This window comes from Microbispora sp. CA-135349, assembly GCF_050947365.1.
Classification (GTDB): domain Bacteria; phylum Actinomycetota; class Actinomycetes; order Streptosporangiales; family Streptosporangiaceae; genus Microbispora.
The window spans coordinates 8,275,204-8,292,595 of the sequence record NZ_CP192001.1 but is presented as its reverse complement, the minus strand read 5'-3'; the positions used below and the strand labels follow the sequence as shown (position 1 = coordinate 8,292,595).

The 17,392-nt window shown below is 72.4% G+C and carries 13 protein-coding genes and 2 pseudogenes; 6 read left to right on the top strand and 9 right to left on the bottom strand.

Translation table 11 applies throughout. The features are described 5' to 3' along the window. Positions 1-138: 138 nt before the first annotated feature. On the top strand, positions 139-1,335 hold the full coding sequence (locus ACQPZZ_RS38185; protein WP_432927177.1) for an FAD-dependent monooxygenase: 1,197 nt from the start codon (positions 139-141) through the stop codon (positions 1,333-1,335). A 55-nt stretch (positions 1,336-1,390) separates the two neighbouring features. On the opposite strand, the gene ACQPZZ_RS38180 is transcribed toward ACQPZZ_RS38185, so the two are convergent. The 4 genes from ACQPZZ_RS38180 to ACQPZZ_RS38165 all read right to left on the bottom strand — a co-directional run bounded on the left by ACQPZZ_RS38180 (position 1,391) and on the right by ACQPZZ_RS38165 (position 4,921). After that, positions 1,391-2,083 carry a response regulator transcription factor gene (locus ACQPZZ_RS38180; protein WP_432927175.1) on the bottom strand — a complete coding sequence of 231 codons (693 nt, stop codon included), beginning with the start codon at positions 2,081-2,083 and terminating at the stop codon, positions 1,391-1,393. Between the two features lie 116 nt (positions 2,084-2,199). Further along, entirely contained in the window at positions 2,200-2,688 is a 489-nt protein-coding gene (locus ACQPZZ_RS38175; protein ID WP_432927173.1) for a hypothetical protein, read from the bottom strand. 32 nt (positions 2,689-2,720) lie between these two features. Then, entirely contained in the window at positions 2,721-4,250 is a 1,530-nt protein-coding gene (locus ACQPZZ_RS38170; RefSeq protein ID WP_432927171.1) for an ATP-binding protein, read from the bottom strand. Further along, positions 4,247-4,921: a response regulator gene (locus tag ACQPZZ_RS38165; protein ID WP_432927169.1), complete on the bottom strand. Its 675-nt coding sequence runs from the start codon at positions 4,919-4,921 to the stop codon at positions 4,247-4,249. The genes ACQPZZ_RS38170 and ACQPZZ_RS38165 overlap by 4 nt, the downstream gene beginning before the upstream one ends. A gap of 191 nt (positions 4,922-5,112) precedes the next feature. Here ACQPZZ_RS38165 and vanY-N point away from each other — a divergent pair, with 191 nt between their 5' ends. Both vanY-N and ACQPZZ_RS38155 read left to right on the top strand, forming a co-directional pair. Next, complete coding sequence (gene vanY-N, locus ACQPZZ_RS38160) at positions 5,113-5,685, top strand: D,D-peptidase/D,D-carboxypeptidase VanY-N (RefSeq protein WP_432927167.1); 573 nt, start codon at positions 5,113-5,115, stop codon at positions 5,683-5,685. A gap of 106 nt (positions 5,686-5,791) precedes the next feature. Next, positions 5,792-6,892 (top strand): serine hydrolase domain-containing protein, encoded by a 1,101-nt coding sequence (locus tag ACQPZZ_RS38155; RefSeq protein ID WP_432927165.1) that lies wholly within the window; start codon positions 5,792-5,794, stop codon positions 6,890-6,892. Positions 6,893-6,965: 73 nt separating this feature from the next. Here the strand turns inward: ACQPZZ_RS38155 and ACQPZZ_RS38150 are convergent, their stop codons facing one another. From ACQPZZ_RS38150 to ACQPZZ_RS38135, 4 genes and pseudogenes are all read right to left on the bottom strand, one after another. After that, complete coding sequence (locus ACQPZZ_RS38150; RefSeq protein ID WP_432927163.1) at positions 6,966-8,795, bottom strand: sensor histidine kinase; 1,830 nt, start codon at positions 8,793-8,795, stop codon at positions 6,966-6,968. Continuing rightward, a pseudogene (locus ACQPZZ_RS38145) lies at positions 8,796-9,602 on the bottom strand (tyrosine-type recombinase/integrase); the annotation flags it as partial. 75 nt (positions 9,603-9,677) lie between these two features. Beyond that, positions 9,678-10,901: pseudogene (locus ACQPZZ_RS38140) on the bottom strand (RNA polymerase sigma factor); the annotation flags it as partial. A 155-nt stretch (positions 10,902-11,056) separates the two neighbouring features. After that, complete coding sequence (locus ACQPZZ_RS38135) at positions 11,057-11,407, bottom strand: YciI family protein (RefSeq protein ID WP_363642209.1); 351 nt, start codon at positions 11,405-11,407, stop codon at positions 11,057-11,059. A gap of 476 nt (positions 11,408-11,883) precedes the next feature. Here ACQPZZ_RS38135 and ACQPZZ_RS38130 point away from each other — a divergent pair, with 476 nt between their 5' ends. Next, complete coding sequence (locus ACQPZZ_RS38130) at positions 11,884-12,687, top strand: DUF998 domain-containing protein (RefSeq protein ID WP_432927161.1); 804 nt, start codon at positions 11,884-11,886, stop codon at positions 12,685-12,687. A gap of 256 nt (positions 12,688-12,943) precedes the next feature. Here the strand turns inward: ACQPZZ_RS38130 and ACQPZZ_RS38125 are convergent, their stop codons facing one another. Further along, positions 12,944-13,234: a hypothetical protein gene (locus ACQPZZ_RS38125; RefSeq protein ID WP_432927159.1), complete on the bottom strand. Its 291-nt coding sequence runs from the start codon at positions 13,232-13,234 to the stop codon at positions 12,944-12,946. Positions 13,235-13,449: 215 nt separating this feature from the next. Between ACQPZZ_RS38125 and fdh the strand changes: the two genes are divergently transcribed. Then, complete coding sequence (gene fdh, locus ACQPZZ_RS38120; RefSeq protein ID WP_432927157.1) at positions 13,450-16,617, top strand: formate dehydrogenase; 3,168 nt, start codon at positions 13,450-13,452, stop codon at positions 16,615-16,617. Beyond that, a complete protein-coding gene (locus ACQPZZ_RS38115; protein ID WP_363642219.1) occupies positions 16,610-17,359 on the top strand; it encodes a 4Fe-4S dicluster domain-containing protein in 750 nt (249 codons plus the stop codon). Before fdh ends, ACQPZZ_RS38115 begins: the two co-directional genes overlap by 8 nt. Positions 17,360-17,392 lie beyond the last annotated feature (33 nt).

Sequence of the window (17,392 nt, the reverse complement as noted above, 5' to 3'; positions counted from 1 at the left end):
GCGGCTCCGGTTGCATACTTAACACATGTATCTATAAGGTGGATCGTGTTGATGTTCATGGCGGCATTGTGTCCGCACAAAGGATACCTAAAGTAAGCATCTGTTGCTTGCGGCAGGTACGGACAGGAAGGACTCCGCATGAACCGCACGATCCTCATCTCAGGGGCCAGTATCGCCGGTCCGTCGCTGGCCTACTGGCTGACCCGCCACGGCTTCGAGGTCACCGTCGTGGAGAAGGCCTCCCACCTGCGCGGGGGAGGGTACCCCATCGACATCCGCGGCAGCGCACGCGACGTCGTCGAGCGCATGGGCCTGATGGCGCGCTTACAGCGGCTCCATGTGGACACCCGCCGGATCACCTTCCTCGACACTGACGGCTCGGTCCTCACCAGCCTGCGGCCGGAGGCCGTCACCGGCGGCGCCGAGGGTCTCGACCTCGAAGTGCGCAGGGGCGATCTGGCCGACTGCCTATACGGCCTGGTGGGGGACAAGGCCGAGTTCCTGTTCGGCGACTCCATCGCCGCCCTCGACGACCGCGGCGGCCACGTGGAGGTCACCTTCGACAGCGGTGCCCGGCGCGCGTTCGACCTGGTGATCGGCGCCGACGGCCTGCACTCCAACACCCGAGGCCTGGCCTTCGGCCCGGAGGAGCGCTACCACCGCTATCTCGGTTTCTGCTTCGCCGTCTTCACGCTGCCCAACGAGCTCGGCCTCGAGCACGAGGCGGTGTTATGGAACACCCCAGGACGGGCCGCCGCCCTCTACGCGCAGGAATCCGGCGATCGGGTGTACGGCTTCCTGACCTTCGCGCAGGACGAACCACCCTTCGCGGCCTTCCGCATCCCGCAGGCGCAGCGCGACCTCGTGGCCGCGACGTTCCCCGACACCGTGTGGGAGATCCCCAGGATGGTGGCGGCGATGCGCGAGGCCGGCGACCTGTTCTTCGACATCGTCAGCCAGATCCACATGCCCGCCTGGTCCACCGGCCGGGTCGCGCTCGTCGGCGACGCCGCGTACGCGACGTCGTTCATGTCGGGCCAGGGGTCGAGCGTGTCGCTGGTGGGTGCGTACGTCCTGGCCGGTGAGCTGGCCACCCACAGGAGCGATCACGCGGCGGCCTTCGCGGCGTACGAGAAGACGATCCGGGGCTTCGTGGAGCGCAACCAGGCCCTCGCCACGGAGGGCGGCAGCGCGCTCGCCCCGCGCACCCGGCGGCATCTCGACGCGCGGAACGCGATGTTGCGCGGCGATACGGCGCTGCGGACCAGGGCCGAGGGCCGCTCCGCCGTCACCTCCCTGGACCTGCCCGATTACGAGCACGTACTCGGAAGCTGAACCGCATCCGGCGGCCGGCGCGACGGCGGCGCAGGCCGAGGCCGATCGGCGGCGACTAGCGCACGTCCGCCAGCCCCGCCTCGTGGGCGATGAGCGCCGCCCGCACCCGGTTGGGCACGCCGAGCTTGGCCATGATCGTGCTCACGTAGGTCTTGACGCTGCCCTCGGTGAGGTGCAGGCGGGCGGCGATGCCCGCGTTCGGCAGGCCCTCGCCGACCAGGGCGAGCACCTCGCGCTCCCGGCCGGTCAGGGCGGCGACGCGCTCGCGGGCCGCGGCGGCGCGCGACAGCCGGTCGCCGGCGAGCCCCCGGATGACGCGCGCGGCCACCGGCGGCGACAGGTACGCCCCGCCCTCGGCGGCCGCCCGCACCCCGAGGGGGAACTCACGCGGATCGCCGGTCTTCAGCAGGAACCCCGCCGCACCGTCGCCCAGCGCCCGGGCGATGTAGGCGTCCTCGCCGAAGGACGTCATGATCAGTACGGCGGTGCCGGGAGCGGCCCTGCGCACCTCGGCAGAGGCGGCCAGCCCGTCCAGGCCGGGCATCCGGATGTCGACGAGCGCGACGTCGGGCCGGTGCGCCAGGACGGCGTCCACCAGCTCACGCCCGCCGGCGGCCTCGGCGACCACGTCGATGCCGGGGTCCGCCGCAAGGATCGCCCGGACCCCGGCGCGGATCACCGGTTCGTCGTCGGCCAGGACCACCCGGATCGCGTGCACCGTTTTCTCAACCACGGGTCCGTCAACCACGGGTCGATGCTACGGAACCGCCGCGAGCATCGACGTCACGCCACCGTCAGCCGCACGCTTCACTCGATCGACCGAGACCACGGCGATCTGTCCGCAGTGATGGACAGGTCATACCGTCACGCGGGGCAGTTCCGAGGGCCGACGCTCTGCCCGGCGCCGACGACGGTGATCTGGGCAGAGCCCTCCGGCACGAAGGTGGCGACCGTGCACACGATCTGCGCGACGGCCAGTGTGGACAGTTCGCCGGCCGGAGTGGACAGGGTCACCATCAAACGGCCGGACGGCCTGGCGGTCACCGAGAACGGACCGGCTTCGGGCGGGACGTCGGTGGTGAACCCGTCCGCCTGTTCGGTCGCGGTGGGCCCCGCGGCCAGCAGCGCGAGCGTGTCCGCCGGGGGCAGCCGACGACCGGGCCGCGTCACCGCGCTGAGCCGGCCGTTCTTCACCAGGTAGAAAGTGACGGCTGGTGTGACGGTCGGTGCGACGGCTCCGCTCGGCGGGTCGCCGGCGCGGATCGCGTCGCTGGGTCGCACACCGCAGCCGGCCGTGGCGACGAGCGATACGAGGCACGCGGCGAACACGCGGCGGGCGAGCCCTGGCCTCACTCCGGGCCTCACTCCGGGCCGCACTCCGGGCCTCACTCCGGGCCTCCGTCCGGATCGTGTGCCCGGCGTGGCAGGCGCAGCGTGAACACGGCACCGCCGTCCGGGGCGTTGGCAACGGTGAGGTCGCCCCGATGCAGGCGCGCGTTCTCCCGCGCGATGGCGAGGCCGAGGCCGCTGCCCTCGGACCTGGCCCTGGCGGCGCTGGCTTTGTAGAACCGGTCGAACACGTGCGGCAGCACCGCTTCGCCCAGTCCCGGCCCGTGGTCGCGGACCTCGAGAGCGATCCAGTGCGGGTCGGCGGAAAGCCGTACCGACACCGGTGGCTCGCCGTGCCGCAGGGCGTTGCCGACCAGATTGGCGAGGATGACGTCCACTCGGCGCGGGTCCAGCCGTGCCGTCACCGCGGGTGGAAGCTCGGTGTGCACCTGCTCCGGCCAGCCCCGGGCACGCAGGGTCGCGCGCACCAGTTCGGCCACATCGACCTCGTTCAGCGCGAGGGCCGCGACGCCGGAGTCGAACCTGCTGATCTCGATCAGGTCGTTCACCAGCCCGGTGAGGTTGAGCGTCTCCTGGCTGACCAGCCTGGCGGCCCTGCCGGCGGGCTCGGGCAGCCTGGCCGCCTCCTCGTCGAGGACGTCGGCCACCGCGGCGAGCGCCGCCAGCGGGGTGCGCAGCTCGTGGGACACGTCGGCCACGAAGCGGCGGGCGTCGGCCTCCATCTCGCGGAGCTGCTCGACGTGGCGTTCCAGCTCCGCGGCGGTGTCGTTGAACGTGCGCGCCACGTCGGCCAGCTCGTCGGAGCCGCGGACCGCGATCCTGGTCCGCAGCTCGCCCTGGCCCAGCAGGCGTGCCGCCCGGCCGAGCTCGCGCACCGGCCCCAGCACGCCACGAGTGGCCAGCATCGCCAGCACGACCGCGAACGCCAGGGACGCGCCGCCGGTGAGCCAGGCGAATGCGGCGAGCCGGTCGATGCTGCGCTGTTCGGGAGCCAGGCTGTGCGCGACGTAGACCTCGATGCCGGACGCCCGCGCCGGCCGGTCCCCCTCGACGATCAGCATCGGCGTGCCGATGATCAGGTGGGGCCCGTCCGGCCACACCACGCGTTGCCACGCCATATCGCCGCCGGCCACCTTCCGCCGCAGCTCCTTGGGGATCGTCTCGGGATCCAGGCCGGGCCGGCACGGCCTGCCGGAAGACGGACATGGCACGCCCGAAGGCAGGCACGGCACGCCGGGACGCAGGCATGGCGGGCCGGGGGCGGCCGACGAGCGCGTCTCGTGATAGAAGGCGACCGCGTCGTCGTTCCCGTCGGACACGGTGTGGGCGATCTCGGCGAGCTCGGCCGGGCCCGGCGCCGGATTCCGCAACGGGAAGAGCGCCTGCAGGCGGCTTCTCACCGTCTGCACCGCGGCATCCTGGGCGCGCTCCAGGATGGCGTTGCGGGCCTGGACGTAGGCCGCGCCGGCCACCGCCGCCGCGGTGACCACGCACAGCAGTGCGAACGCCAGCAACAGCCGGGTACGCAGTCCCAGGTTCGGACGAGGCGCCGCCGGCCGCTTCACACCGGCCCGAACCGGTACCCGAACCCGCGCACGGTCTGCACGTAGACGGGCGCCGCCGAGTCGTCCTCGATCTTCGCGCGCAACCGCTGCACGCACGCGTCCACGAGACGCGAGTCGCCGAAATACCCGTGCTCCCACACCGACTCCAGCAGCTGCTGGCGGCTGTGCACCCGGCCCGGCGTGCCGGAGAGCTCGAGCAGCAGGCGCAGCTCGGTCGGGGCGAGGCTGACCGGTATGCCGCGCTTGGCGACCACCAGCCCGGCCCGATCGATGGTCAGGTCCGCATGCCGCTCCAGCTCCGCCTGCTCGCGGCCGTTCCGCCGGAGCACCGCGCGGATGCGCGCCTCGAGCACCCTGGGCTGCACCGGCTTGACCACGTAGTCGTCGGCGCCCGCCTCCAGCCCGGCCACCACGTCCATGTCGTCGCCGCGTGCGGTCAGCATGATGATCGGCACCTCACCCGCGGCCCGGATGCGGCGGCAGACCGCGAACCCGTCCATGCCGGGCAACATCAGGTCGAGCACGACGACATCGGGAGGGTCCGCACGCAGCCGGTCCAGCCCCTGCTCGCCGGACTCCGTCGCGTGCACCCGGTGCCCGTGCCGGGTGAGGGCCAGTTCAAGGCCCTCCCGCACGGCCGGGTCATCCTCGATCAACAACACTCGCGACACGCCGCCGAGTATCACAGAACGCTCCGTAGCTTGCCCGCCGGTCGACTTCGTCCACTGTGGACCGGCCGTGTCCCCGCCAAGTCAGCGCCTTGTCATGGTTGTGTCACGGTCGCGCCGGCGGTGACCGCCGTCGATGAACGGTGACATACGGCGGACGACGCGCGCACATTCGGCGCCGATCGTATGTCGTCATGAACGAACCACGCACCGTTCCACCTCGGCCCCGAGACCGGCTGTTCGCCGTGGTCACGCTGGTGCTCGCCGGGCTCCTGCTGCCCGCGGCGTTCATCCGGCGTCCTGGCCGCGCCCGCGAACTGGCGTGTGAATGGGCGCTGCGGATGCGATTCCCCGCCCAGGACCTCACCGGGCTCACCGACGGCGCGAGGGCGGCGTTCGCCGCCGCGCGGACCGAGGCGCTCTGGCGTCACGGCCGGCTCATCGGCCTCACCTCGGGCTACCGCGATCCCCTCGTCCAGCAACGGATGTTCGACGAGGAGGTGCGTCGTTCCGGGTCCCCGGTCTCGGCGCGAATGCTCGTGTTGCCACCGGCGGAATCCTCCCACGTCAAGGGCGTCGCGCTGGACGTGCGCCCGTACGAGGGCGCGCGCTGGCTCGAGGAGCACGGCGCCCGCTACGACCTCTACCGCATCTACGACAACGAGTGGTGGCACTTCGAGTACCGCCCGGACTGCGGCGGCACGCCGCCACGACGACGACCCCACCCCGGCGCGCGCCACGGCGGCGAGATCGGGGACCAGAGGTAGCCCGCGGCCGACAGCCTCCCGTCCGGAGCGGAGGCATGGGCCACAGCGCGTCAACGGTCAGTGTGCAGATCGGAAAGGAAAGCGACCATGGAATTGGATTCCGTAGGTGGTATCGGCCGGAGGCGGCTGCTCGGGTGGAGCGGGCTCGCGGCCGCCGGTGCGGCCGTCGGCGCGGTGGCCGGGGCGGTGCTCAGCGCGCCGACGGCGGGCGCCGAGCCCGGCCACGGGGCCACCCCGGTCTCGACCGGCCCCGATATCCCGCCGGCCACCCGGCCCGGCGGCGCCTACGACCGGTACGTGGCGGGGCAAGCCGTTCAACGCGACAGCCATCCTGCAGCTGGCGCAGCAGGGCAGGCTACGGCTGACGGACACGGTCGGCGAACACCTGAAGGGCTTCGCCCCGGACATCGCCAAGAAGGTGACCATCCACCACATGCTCTCCGGCACCTCCGGGATGAACACCCCCGAAGAGGACATCCGACGGGTCTTCCAGAGCCGGGAGGAGGTCCACGAGTACCAGGAGCGGTGGGCCCGGCAGTCGAAGCTGGTGGGCACACCCGGCCTTCCCAACACGTTTCACGCCGGCGCCGAGACCGCCATCCCCGCACTGATCGTGGAGGCCGTGAGCGGCACGACGTACTGGGACTACGTTGAGGAGAACATCTTCCGCCGCTGTGGCATGACCGGCTCGGCGTTCTGCACCAGGCCGCAGTGGCTCACCGGCAAACACATCGCGCACCCGTACATGAGACTCGCCGACGGAAGCCACGTCGACGCCGTCCGCAACCTCGACAAGGGCAGCCCGTACGAGTACATCCTCGGCAGGAACCCCGGTCGTGCCTTCATCGACCCCATGGGGGACGGCGGCTTCGCCACCGCGCCGGACCTGGTCCGCTTCGCGAACGCGCTGTGCGACGGCACACTGCTGGACCGCCCCTGGGCCGATGTGCTCACCGCGGCCAAGATTCCCCACAGCCCGGCCGGGTTCGGCACCTACGGGCCCGCGGCCTCCATCGTCGGCGGCCAGTGGGTGGTCCAGCGCGCAGGTGGCAACCCCGGTGTCTGCGCCAACTGGAGCATCTACCCGGACACCGGCTGGGTCGGCGTCATCCTCGCCAACCGCGACGACGTGCCGTTGGTGGAGATGATCGAACGGGAGACGCACGCCATCACCGGGGCCTCGCCCGGCGGCGGGGCGGGCGGCTGAGGCGGTACGGCGGCCGACACGAGGAGAAGGGTCTCCTGAGCCCGGCGTCGCACGGCAGTGGGGGCGCACTGAATCAAGGGCGCATGAGAGTCTTGCCGACCAGCCGGCCCCCGGCGAAGCACAGCCGGTGGAGCTTCAACTCGCCGAACGGCTCAGGGCTGGTGCCGTAGTAGCGGCACCGGGCGCCCGGCGGAATCGGCGGCTCTGGCCACGACGGATCGTCGATCCTGGTCCTGGCCGGAAGCACCGCCGCGACCTCGGATTCGGCCTGCCCGACCCGCAGCTTCGCGAACTCGGCCGGCGGCAGGACCGAGGTGACCGCCTCGTAGACCGTGAATCCCACCACGAACGCGACGACGCCGGCCGCCGCGGCCAGGGAGACCAGTGCGGCGGCCAGCCGCGTACGGCGCACCCGCCGCCGGGCCAGCGCCAGGTCCAGCTCCACGGGCCGTGATCCCGCTGACGGGCCGTCGTACGGCTCGGCCGCGCCGGGTTCGCCGGGGACGGCGGCGATGCCGGTAGCAGTGGTAATGCCGGGAGCGGCCACCGATGTGAGAGCGGCATCCTCCTCACCGGCGTCACCGGCCGCCGGAGCGCCGGTGGCGGGCAGCGAGACGGCGCGCCGGGAAGCGGCATGCGGCAGCCGTACGGTCAGGGTGAAGCCCTCGCCGTCGGGGCCACCGGCCAGGGCGCCGCCCTGCAGACGCACCCGCTCCGCCAGGGCGCGCAGGCCGTATCCGCCCGTCACGCCGCGGCCGGGCCGTCGTGGTGCGGCGTTGGCGACCGTGACCACGGTCTCGCCGGGTGTATGTGCGAGCCGTACCGTGACCGGGGCGCCGGGAGCGTGCTTGGCGGCGTTGGTCAGCCCCTCGCGAACGACCCGCCGCACGGTGGCGTGCACCGGCGCGGACATCCGGGCCTCCTCCTGCGCGCCGTGCAGCACGACCGGCATTCCGGCGGCCCCGGCGCGCCGGACCAGCTCGCCCACGGTCTCCGCGTGCGCGTGACTCTTGGGCGGGTCCTCGTCGGCCGGGCCGGGATCGTCTCCGGTCCCGAGCAGGGCGACGGCATCGTCTGCGACGCCGTGCGGGTGGCTGTGAGGGTCGTCGCGGGGGGCGGCGTGGGGGGCGGCGTGGGGGGCGCCGTGGGGGGTGGCGTCCCTCAGCACGGCGACGACGTCGCGCAGGCGCTCCGCCGCGGCCGTGACCGCCTCGCGGGCCTCGCCCGCCGCCCGGCGGTGGCTCTCGGGAAGGCCGGGGGCGACCTCCAGGGCGCCCACCCGCAGCGCGACCAGGCTCAGGTCGTGGCCGAGCAGGTCATGAATCTCCCGCGCGATGGCGGCCCTCTCACGCAGCCTCGCCTGTTCGGCGAGCATGCGCCGCTCGCGCTCCAGGTGCCCGGCGCGCTCCCAGCCCGCCCTGGTGAGGGCCAGACCCTGGTGCCGGGCGTGGCCCGCGAGCCAGGGGACGAGTCCGAAGAGCGCGATGCCCGTGACGGCGAAGAACCACGCGCCCAGATCCCACTGAGCCGCGAGAAGCCACCGGACGAGCGGGACGACGACGGCGGCGACCACCGCGGCGGCCGACAGGCCGAGCAGGGCGGGCCGGGCCCGATCCATGCGTACGCCGGCCAGATGGCTCATCACCGCCAGGACAGGGAAAAAGACGGTGGGGTCGCCCCGCACGGCCACCGAGCCCGCCCACAGCGCGGCGGCCACGAGCATCGCCGCCAGTGGCCGGGGCCGGGCGAGCACGACGGCGACGCCGGTCACCGTGAGCCCGGCGATCACCTCGGGCCAGGTGTACCTGTCGGCCAGGGTGTGCGTGAGATTCGCCCACAGCGCCGGCAGGCCGAGGACGCCCCAGAGCAGGACGTCCTTGAGGTATGCCGCTTTCCTCCCCACTCACGCAACGGTATCCGCAGGTCGCGGAACCCTCACGAATCCGTGCAGGGTCCGGGCGCTCGCGTGGCCGGACAGTGCCATGAGCATCGGCGCGGACCAGCCGTCCTCGCCGAGGTGGGCCAGGCGCGAGTGGCGCAGGCGGTGCAGCGTGTAGCCGCCGCCCTCCGGGGCGAGGTCCACGGTGGCCCGTTTGAACAGGTACTCCGCCCGTTCGTACGACAGGCGGCCACGGCCCGTGTGCGGGCACAGGTCGGCCGCCGCCGGCATGCGGCCCGGCCCCGGTCTGCGGTCGGCGAGGAACAGCGGGCCGCTGCGGCGGTCCCCGACGAGAAGGGGCAGGAGCGCGGCCGTGCCGTGCTGCCAGCGCAGCCAGTGGCCCCTGGCCTTCACCTCGCCGCGCATGCCGGGCAGGTCGAGGTCCTCCACGTCGAGGGAGAGCGCCCAGTCGGCCGGAGCCGCGCTCTCGTACAGCAGTCGCCACAGCGTGCGTTCGCGCAGTGGGACGCCCGGCCGTTCCCACAGACTTTCCAGCAGGGAGCGGTCGATGGGGCGGGTGCGGGCGCGAGGCTCGGGCCGCCGGTCGAGCGGGGCGGCGAGGCCGGCGGCGGCCCAGCCGCGTTCGGCCGCCCACGAGGCGAACGACCGCAACGCCGAGCGGTGCCGGTTCCAGGTGGCGCTTGCCGCCGCGCCCCACGCCGTGGCGAAGACCTCGGCGATCCGGCCGGGTGTCACGCCTCGCAGGGGGACGTCCTCTCCCAGGTGGCGGCACAGCCGCGACAGGGTCTGCTCGTAGGAGCGGACGGTGTCGGCGCTCAGTTCGGGCCGGGCGAGGAAGGTCCTCGCGGCCTCGCCGAGTGTGACGTCCTCATCCGCTCCGGCCTCCTCGGCGCAGGTCGCGGCCCGGCGCCGCAGCACCGCCCGTTCCGCGGCGTTGCGGGCGAGCGAGGCGGCGCGTTCGAACTCCGCCCGGGCCTCGTCGTGCCGGCCGAGCCGGGCCAGCAGATCTCCGCGTACGGCGGGCAGCAGGTGATAGCCCTTCAGCGCCGGTTCGCCGGTCAGCGTGTCCACCAGCGTGAGACCGGCGCGCGGTCCGTAGGCCATCGCGAGCGCGACCGCGCGGTTGAGCTGGACGACCGGAGTCGGCAACACCGTGACGAGAGCCTCGTAGAGCGCCGCGATCTGCGGCCAGTCGGTCTCCTCGGGCGTGGCGGCCCGCGCGTGGCACGCCGCGATGGCCGCCTGCAGCACGTACGGGCCGAGGGGGCCGCCGGCCTCCCGCGCCCGCAGCAGCGCCGCGAAACCGCGGCGGATGAGCAGCGGGTCCCAGCGCCCCCGATTCTGCTCGTGCAGCGGCACAGGCTCTCCCGACGGGCCGGTACGCGCGGCCGATCGCGACTGCTGAAGCTCCATCAGCGCGACCAGACCGTGCACCTCGGCCTCGTCGGGGGTCAGTTCGGCCAGCATGCGGCCCAGGCGCAGCGCCTCAAGACAGAGGGACGGGCGCATCAGGTCGTCGCCCGCCGTGGCCGAGTATCCCTCGTTGAACACCAGATAGATCACTTCGAGCACCGACGACAGCCGGGCTGCCCGTTCCGGCGCCGCCGGCACCTCGAAAGGGACGCCCGCGTCGGCGAGCGCCCGCTTGGCCCGCACGATCCGCTGCGCGACGGCGCTCTCGGAGACGAGGAAGGCCCGCGCGATCTCGTCGGTCCGCAGGCCGCCCATCAGCCGCAGCGTGAGCGCGACCCGGGCCTCGGCGGACAGCACCGGATGACAGGAGACGAACATCAGCCGGAGGACGTCGTCGCCGACCTCTCCGTCGAGCGCGTCCATCACGTCGTCCACGTCACGTTCGCCGTCGTCGGAACGGGTGGCGAGGTCATGGGCGAGCCGCTCCTGCCCGCGGTCCCGTCGCTCCTCCCGCCGCAGATGGTCGACGGCACGGCGTTTGGCGACGGCCATGAGCCAGGCGCCCGGGGTGTCCGGGACACCCGCCTCGGGCCACTGCTCCAGCGCGGCGAGGACCGCGTCCTGCGCCAGTTCCTCCGCCAGGCCGACGTCGCCGACCATGCGGACGAGGCCGGCGACGATCCTCGCGGACTCCATCTTCCAGACCGCGTCCACGACGCGGTTCGCGTCCAGGGACGTCACCCGACCGATGACAGCACCGGCCCGTCCGCCGCGCAACCCGGCCTGTACGTCCGGGGCCGGCCCCGACGGCGGCCGCGGGGCCGGGCAGCCGCTGCCCCCACCGGCCCGTGTCAGCGGGGGCCGGCTCCGGGAGCGTCTTCGGGGCCGAACACCTGCTGGACCGAGCCCTCACCGTCGCCGACGATCTCCCAGAAGCGGCGGGCCAGCTCCACGGCCTCCTCGCGGGAGCGTGCCTCGATCAGCGCGAAGCTGACGATCGCCTCCTTCGCTTCCGTGAAGGGGCCGTCGGTCACGGTGACCCGGCCACCGGATGAGACCATCCGCACGCCGCCCGGCTCCAGTCCGCCCGTGGCCAGCAGCACCCCGGCCCGGGTCATCTCCTCGATGAAGGCGCCCATCTCGGCCATCATCGCCGCGTCCGGGTTCGGGTCGGTGCCCTTGGTGGTCATCAGAAATCGCATCGGTCCTTCTCCTTCTTCCTGATCCTTCGGCCGCTTTCTGATCCTGCGGCCGGCCGGGGCCGGTGCCGGTCCCCGCCGTCACCTACACGTCGTACGGCATGAGCCGCTTTCGACAGCTCCTCGTGGCCGGGCGCGGTGACCGGGGCTTTCGGGCGATGCGACAGGGAATGCGCATGTGACAGAGAATGCACGATCCGCCTCAGGCCGCAGGTGAGCGGGGGTGGACGGCAGGCGAGAGGGAGGGCTGGTCGAATCGCGCGGCCGCCGTTCGACGCGTCAGCGAGGCCGGACACCCGGCCGGAACACCGGAGACCGGAGCCTCCGCGATCGGAAGCTCTGGGACCGAAAGCTCTGGGACCGAAAGCCCTGGGGCAGGAAGCCCAGGACCGGAAGCCCAGGACCGGAAGCCCAGGGACCGGGAGCCTCCACGGACCGGACTACCCGAGAACCGCGACGCCTGAAAGAAGGAAACGGCCATGACCGCCACGCAGGACACCACCCGGCCGACCGCTCAGCTCACCGCTCAGGCCCCTGCTCAGGCCCCTGCTCAGGTCACTGTGCGGCCCACTGCTCAGGTCACTGTGCGGCCCGCCACGCCGGGGCCCACGGCCGACAGGGGACCGACGCGTACCCTGCTCACTCGTGCCCTGCTCACCCGCGCCCTGCTCACCTGCGCCGTGCTCACCACGCCCCTCTTCGGGATCGTCTCGCTGACGCAGGCGTTCACCCGGGAGGGTTTCACCCTGCTGCGTCACCCCCTGAGCATGCTCAGCACGGGCGACCTCGGCTGGCTGCAGACAAGCAACTTCTGGATCACCGCCGTCCTGACGGTCGCAGGGGCGATCGGACTGCGCAGGGCCATGCGCGGCACGCCCGGAGGGACGTGGGCACCGCGGCTGCTGCTCGTCGAGGGCGCCGGGCTCGCGGCGGCGGGGGTCTTCAGCATGGACCCGGGGGACGGCTTCCCCGAGGGCACCCCGCTTGGCGCTCCGGCAGGGATGAGCTGGCACGCGATGCTGCACATGGCGGCCGGTTCCGTGGCCTTCACCGCCCTCATCGCGGCCTGTTTCGTCCTCGGCCGCCACTTCGCCCGCGCGGGCCGGGGCGGGCATGCGGCCGCCTCCCGTCTCAGCGGCCTGGCACTCCTGCTGGGCAACGGTTGGGCCATGTCCGGCGGGCGGGCCGGCTCTCTCACCCTGTGCGTCGGAGTGCTGGTCGCCATGGCCTGGGTCTCGACGGTGGCCGCGATCAAGCGTGCGGACCTCACCGGGCGACGTTGACGACGATCAGCACCAGGCCGGAGGTCACGCCGAGAGCCGGGAAGGCCGCGCGCGGCGAGGTGCCGGGCCCGCATCGGAACACCCCCGTGGTGCGAAACCGCGGGGGTCGCCGGCCGTCCACAGGCTGTGGAAATCGCCTCGCTCCGGGCGACCGGTCGCCGCCAGGCAAGATCGCAAGCGGCACCCCGCCGACGGCACGCGCCTTCCCGAGGAGACGCACGAAGATCGGGCCGTCCGCCCGTGCGCGGGTATCGCCTCAGAGGTCGTCCTTCGGCGTCTGGGCCAGCACCTGATCGGCGGTCGCCGTCACCACCGCCGCGGCCGCCGAGATGTCCCTGACCTGCTCCGCGGGAAGGGTTCGCAGCACCTTCTCCAGCCCTTCCAGATCCGCCTGGTAGGCGGCCGCCATCGCCGCCTGGGCCTTGGCGGTGCGCCCTGCCTGCTCCATCGCCTTGCCGAGTGCCCGGCCGGCGCGTTCGACGGCCCTGGCCGCCTCGATCGCCGCCTTCTCAAGATTTCTCGCCCACTCGGGCGGCTGGTCGCTCATCGATGTCCTCTGCGTGAGGGTGGTCCCGCGGGCATGAGTTGCCCACGAAGAGTGCCGGATCAGGCCCTTAATGCCCTCCCAGCGCGCTCTACACCCCGCCGGGCCCAAGCTCTCACAGATTCCCCAGACAGCGCTCCCCGACACGTCGGGTGGCCCTCTACCGGACACGGCGATTTTCATGATTAGACCGTCACGACCGGGGCATCAGAGGCGTCGTGGGTGCTGGATGGCTCTCCCGCTGGCCGGTGATCCGGCAGCTCAGGGGAGAGGACGGCAGAGGGCAGGCGGCGCGCTCGGCGCGTACGGACGCTTTGCGGCCCCGGGTCGAGGGGGCCGATACGGTCGCGCGTTCCGTCTGCCCCTACTGCGCCGTGGGCTGCGGCCAGCTCGTCTACGTGAAGGACGGGAAGGTCACCCAGATCGAGGGCGACCCCGGCTCGCCGATCTCCCGCGGGCGCCTCTGCCCGAAGGGGTCGGCCAGCAAGCAGCTCGTCACCCACCCCGGCCGTCAGACGACGGTCCTCTACCGCAGGCCGTACGGCACCGAGTGGGAGCCGCTCGACCTCGAGACCGCGATGGACATGATCGCCGACCGCGTGGTGCGGACCCGGCGCGAGACCTGGCAGCAGACGCACGAGGGGCAGGAGGTCAGGAGGACTCTGGGCATCGCCGGCCTGGGCGGGGCGACGCTCGACAACGAAGAGAACTACCTGATGAAGAAGCTCTACACCGCCCTCGGCGCGATCCAGGTCGAGAACCAGGCGCGCATATGACACTCCTCCACCGTCCCCGGTCTGGGGACCAGCTTCGGGCGTGGCGGCGCGACCCAGTATCAGCAGGACCTGGCCAACGCTGACTGCATCGTCATCCAGGGCTCCAACATGGCCGAGTGCCATCCGGTGGGGTACCAGTGGGTGATGGAGGCGCGTGAACGCGGCGCGAAGGTCTTCCACATCGACCCGCGCTTCAGCCGGACCAGTGCGACCGTGGACAGGTACCTGGCGATCCGCGCCGGCACCGACATCGTGCTGCTCGGCGCGCTGATCAACCATGTGCTGTCGAACGGGCTCGATTTCCGTGAGTACGTTCTCGCGTACACGAACGCCGCGACCCTGGTGAACAGGGAATTCCGCGACACCGAGGACCTCGACGGCCTGTTCTCCGGCTACGACGAGGAGACCGGCAGGTACGACCCGTCGACCTGGGCGTACGAGGGCGACGTGCCCGAGGAGGAGGAGCTGACCGAGGGCGGCAAGCGCCACGCGGAGGCGGCGGGATCCGACTCCTACGGCGCACGCGGCGCGGGCGCCAGCGCGACGCCGCCCGAGGACCCGACGCTGACCGACCCACGGTGCGTCTACCAGATTCTCAAGCGGCACTACTCCCGCTACACGCCCGAGATGGTCGAGGAGCTGTGCGGCATCCCGCCGGAGCGGTTCCAGGAACTCGCGGAGGCGATCACGGCCAACTCGGGCCGGGAGCGGACCACGGCGTGGGTGTACTCGGTGGGCTGGACGCAGCACTCGGTCGGCGTGCAGTACATCAGGGCGGCCGCGATCCTGCAGCTCCTGCTGGGCAACATGGGCCGGCCGGGCGGCGGCATCATGGCGCTGCGCGGGCACGCGAGCATTCAGGGTTCCACGGACATCCCGACGCTGTTCAACCTGCTGCCGGGATACATCGCGATGCCGCACGCCCACCGGCACGACGGCCTCGACCACTACCTGAGGCGGGAGGGCGCCGACACCGGCTGGTGGGGCAACCGGCGGGCGTACGTCGTCAGCCTGCTCAAGGCGTGGTGGGGCGACGCGGCGACGGAGGACAACGACTACTGCTTCGACTACCTGCCGCGCCTGACCGGAGACCACGGTCACTACGCGACCGTGATGGGCCAGATCGACGGGACGGTCAAGGGCTACTTCGTCGTGGGCGAGAACCCGGCGGTCGGCTCGGCCAACGGCAAGGCGCAACGACTGGGCCTGGCCAACCTCGACTGGCTGGTGGTCCGCGACCTCATGCTGGTGGAGACCGCGACGTTCTGGAAGGACGCGCCCGAGATCGAGACGGGCGAGCTGCGGACCGAGGAGATCGGCACCGAGGTCTTCTTCCTGCCGGCCGCGAGCCACGTGGAGAAGGAGGGCACGTTCACCAACACCCAGCGGCTGCTGCAGTGGCGGGAGAAGGCCCTCGACCCGCCGGGCGACTGCCGCAGCGACCTGTGGTTCTACTACCACCTCGGCAAGCGGATCAGGCAGCGGCTCGGCGACGACGAGATCGACCGGCCGGTGCAGGAGCTGACCTGGGACTACCCGGAGATCGGCGAGCAGCGCGACCCCGACGCCGAGGCCGTGCTGCGCGAGATCAACGGCACGGCCGCCGACGGCCGCCCGCTGGCCTCGCTGCGGGAGCTGAAGCCCGACGGCTCGACGAGCTGCGGCTGCTGGATCTACTGCGGTGTGTACGCCGACGGGGTCAACATGGCGGCCCGGCGCACGCCGCACACCGAGCAGGGGCCCGTCGCACTCGAATGGGGCTGGGCCTGGCCGGCCAACCGGCGCATCCTCTACAACCGCGCCTCCGCCGACCCGCAGGGCCGCCCGTGGAGCGAGCGGAAGAAGTACGTCTACTGGGACGGGACCAAATGGACCGGGCCTGATGTGCCGGACTTCGAGGAGGACAAGGCGCCCGACTACCGGCCGCCCGAGGGGGCCAAGGCCGAGGCCGCGCTGGCCGGCACCGACCCGTTCATCATGCAGTCGGACGGCAGGGGCTGGCTGTACGTCCCGTCCGGGCTGTCCGACGGGCCGTTGCCGACCCACTACGAGCCGCACGAGTCGCCGGTGCGCAACGCGCTGTATGGCCAGCAGGCCAACCCGGCCCGCCGGACCGTCGACCGGCCGGAGAACCCGTACAACCCGGCGCTGTCGCCCCGGTTCCCGTACGTCTACACGACGAGCAGGCTCACCGAGCACCACACGACGGGCGCCATGAGCAGGCCCCTGCCCTATCTCGCCGAGCTCCAGCCGGAGGCGTTCTGCGAGGTGTCGCGGGAGATGGCGGAGGAGCTCGGGCTGGACAACGGCGGCTGGGCGACGATCGTCACCGCGCGCACCGCGATCGAGCTGCGCGTGCTCGTTACCGGCCGCGTACGGCCCCTGCGGCTGAACGGCCGCACCGTCCACCAGGTGATCATGCCGTACCACTGGGGCTACAGCAGCGGCGGGGTGATCACCGGCGACGTCGTCAACGACCTGTCGTCGATCGTGCTCGACCCCAACGTCTACATCCAGGAGAGCAAGGCCGGCACCTGCGACGTCCTGCCGGGGCGGCGCCCGCGCGGCAGGGCGCTGCTCGACCTGATCGAGAGGTACCGCCATGGCTGAGCGGATGGGCTTCTTCACCGACACGACCGTCTGCATCGGCTGCAAGGCCTGCGAGGTGGCCTGCAAGGAGTGGAACGACGTGCCCGACGACGGGTTCGTGTTCCGGGCCACCTCCTACGACAACACCGGCGCGCTGGGTGCGAGCACCTGGCGGCACGTCGCGTTCGTCGAGCAGGACGGCCGGTGGCTCATGATGTCGGACGTGTGCAAGCACTGCACCCACGCCGCCTGCCTCGACGTCTGCCCCACCGGGGCGTTGTTCCGCACCGAGTTCGACACCGTCGTCGTCCAGTCCGACGTCTGCAACGGCTGCGGCTACTGCGTGCCCGCCTGCCCGTACGGCGTGATCGACCGCAGGGAGGACGACGGCCGGGCGTGGAAGTGCACGCTCTGCTACGACCGGCTGCGCGGCGGCATGGAGCCGGCCTGCGCCAAGGCGTGCCCGACGAAGTCGATCCAGTTCGGGCCGCTGGACGAGCTGCGGGAGCGGGCGGAGGCGCGGGTCGAGCGGCTGCACGCCGAGGGCGTGACCGAGGCCCGGCTCTACGGCGAGAACCCGGACAACGGAGTGGGCGGCACGGGCGCGTTCTTCCTCCTGCTCGACGAGCCGGAGACGTACGGCCTGCCGCCGGACCCCGTGGTGACCACCCGCGACCTGCCCGCGATGTGGCGCTGGGCGGGCGGCGCGGCGCTCGCTCTGGCCGCCGGCGTCGCCGCCTGCTTCCTGGGAAAGAGGAGCTGACGGGGTTGGCGGAGGAACGCGACGAGCCGGGGC

Coding starts and splice junctions, on each gene's coding strand:
- ACQPZZ_RS38185 (WP_432927177.1), top strand. CDS start 139: ATGAACCGCACGATCCTCATCTCAGGGGCCAGTATCGCCGGTCCGTCG.
- ACQPZZ_RS38135 (WP_363642209.1), bottom strand. CDS start 11,407: ATGCGATTTCTGATGACCACCAAGGGCACCGACCCGAACCCGGACGCG.
- ACQPZZ_RS38130 (WP_432927161.1), top strand. CDS start 11,884: ATGACCGCCACGCAGGACACCACCCGGCCGACCGCTCAGCTCACCGCT.
- ACQPZZ_RS38125 (WP_432927159.1), bottom strand. CDS start 13,234: ATGAGCGACCAGCCGCCCGAGTGGGCGAGAAATCTTGAGAAGGCGGCG.
- vanY-N (WP_432927167.1), top strand. CDS start 5,113: ATGAACGAACCACGCACCGTTCCACCTCGGCCCCGAGACCGGCTGTTC.
- ACQPZZ_RS38115 (WP_363642219.1), top strand. CDS start 16,610: ATGGCTGAGCGGATGGGCTTCTTCACCGACACGACCGTCTGCATCGGC.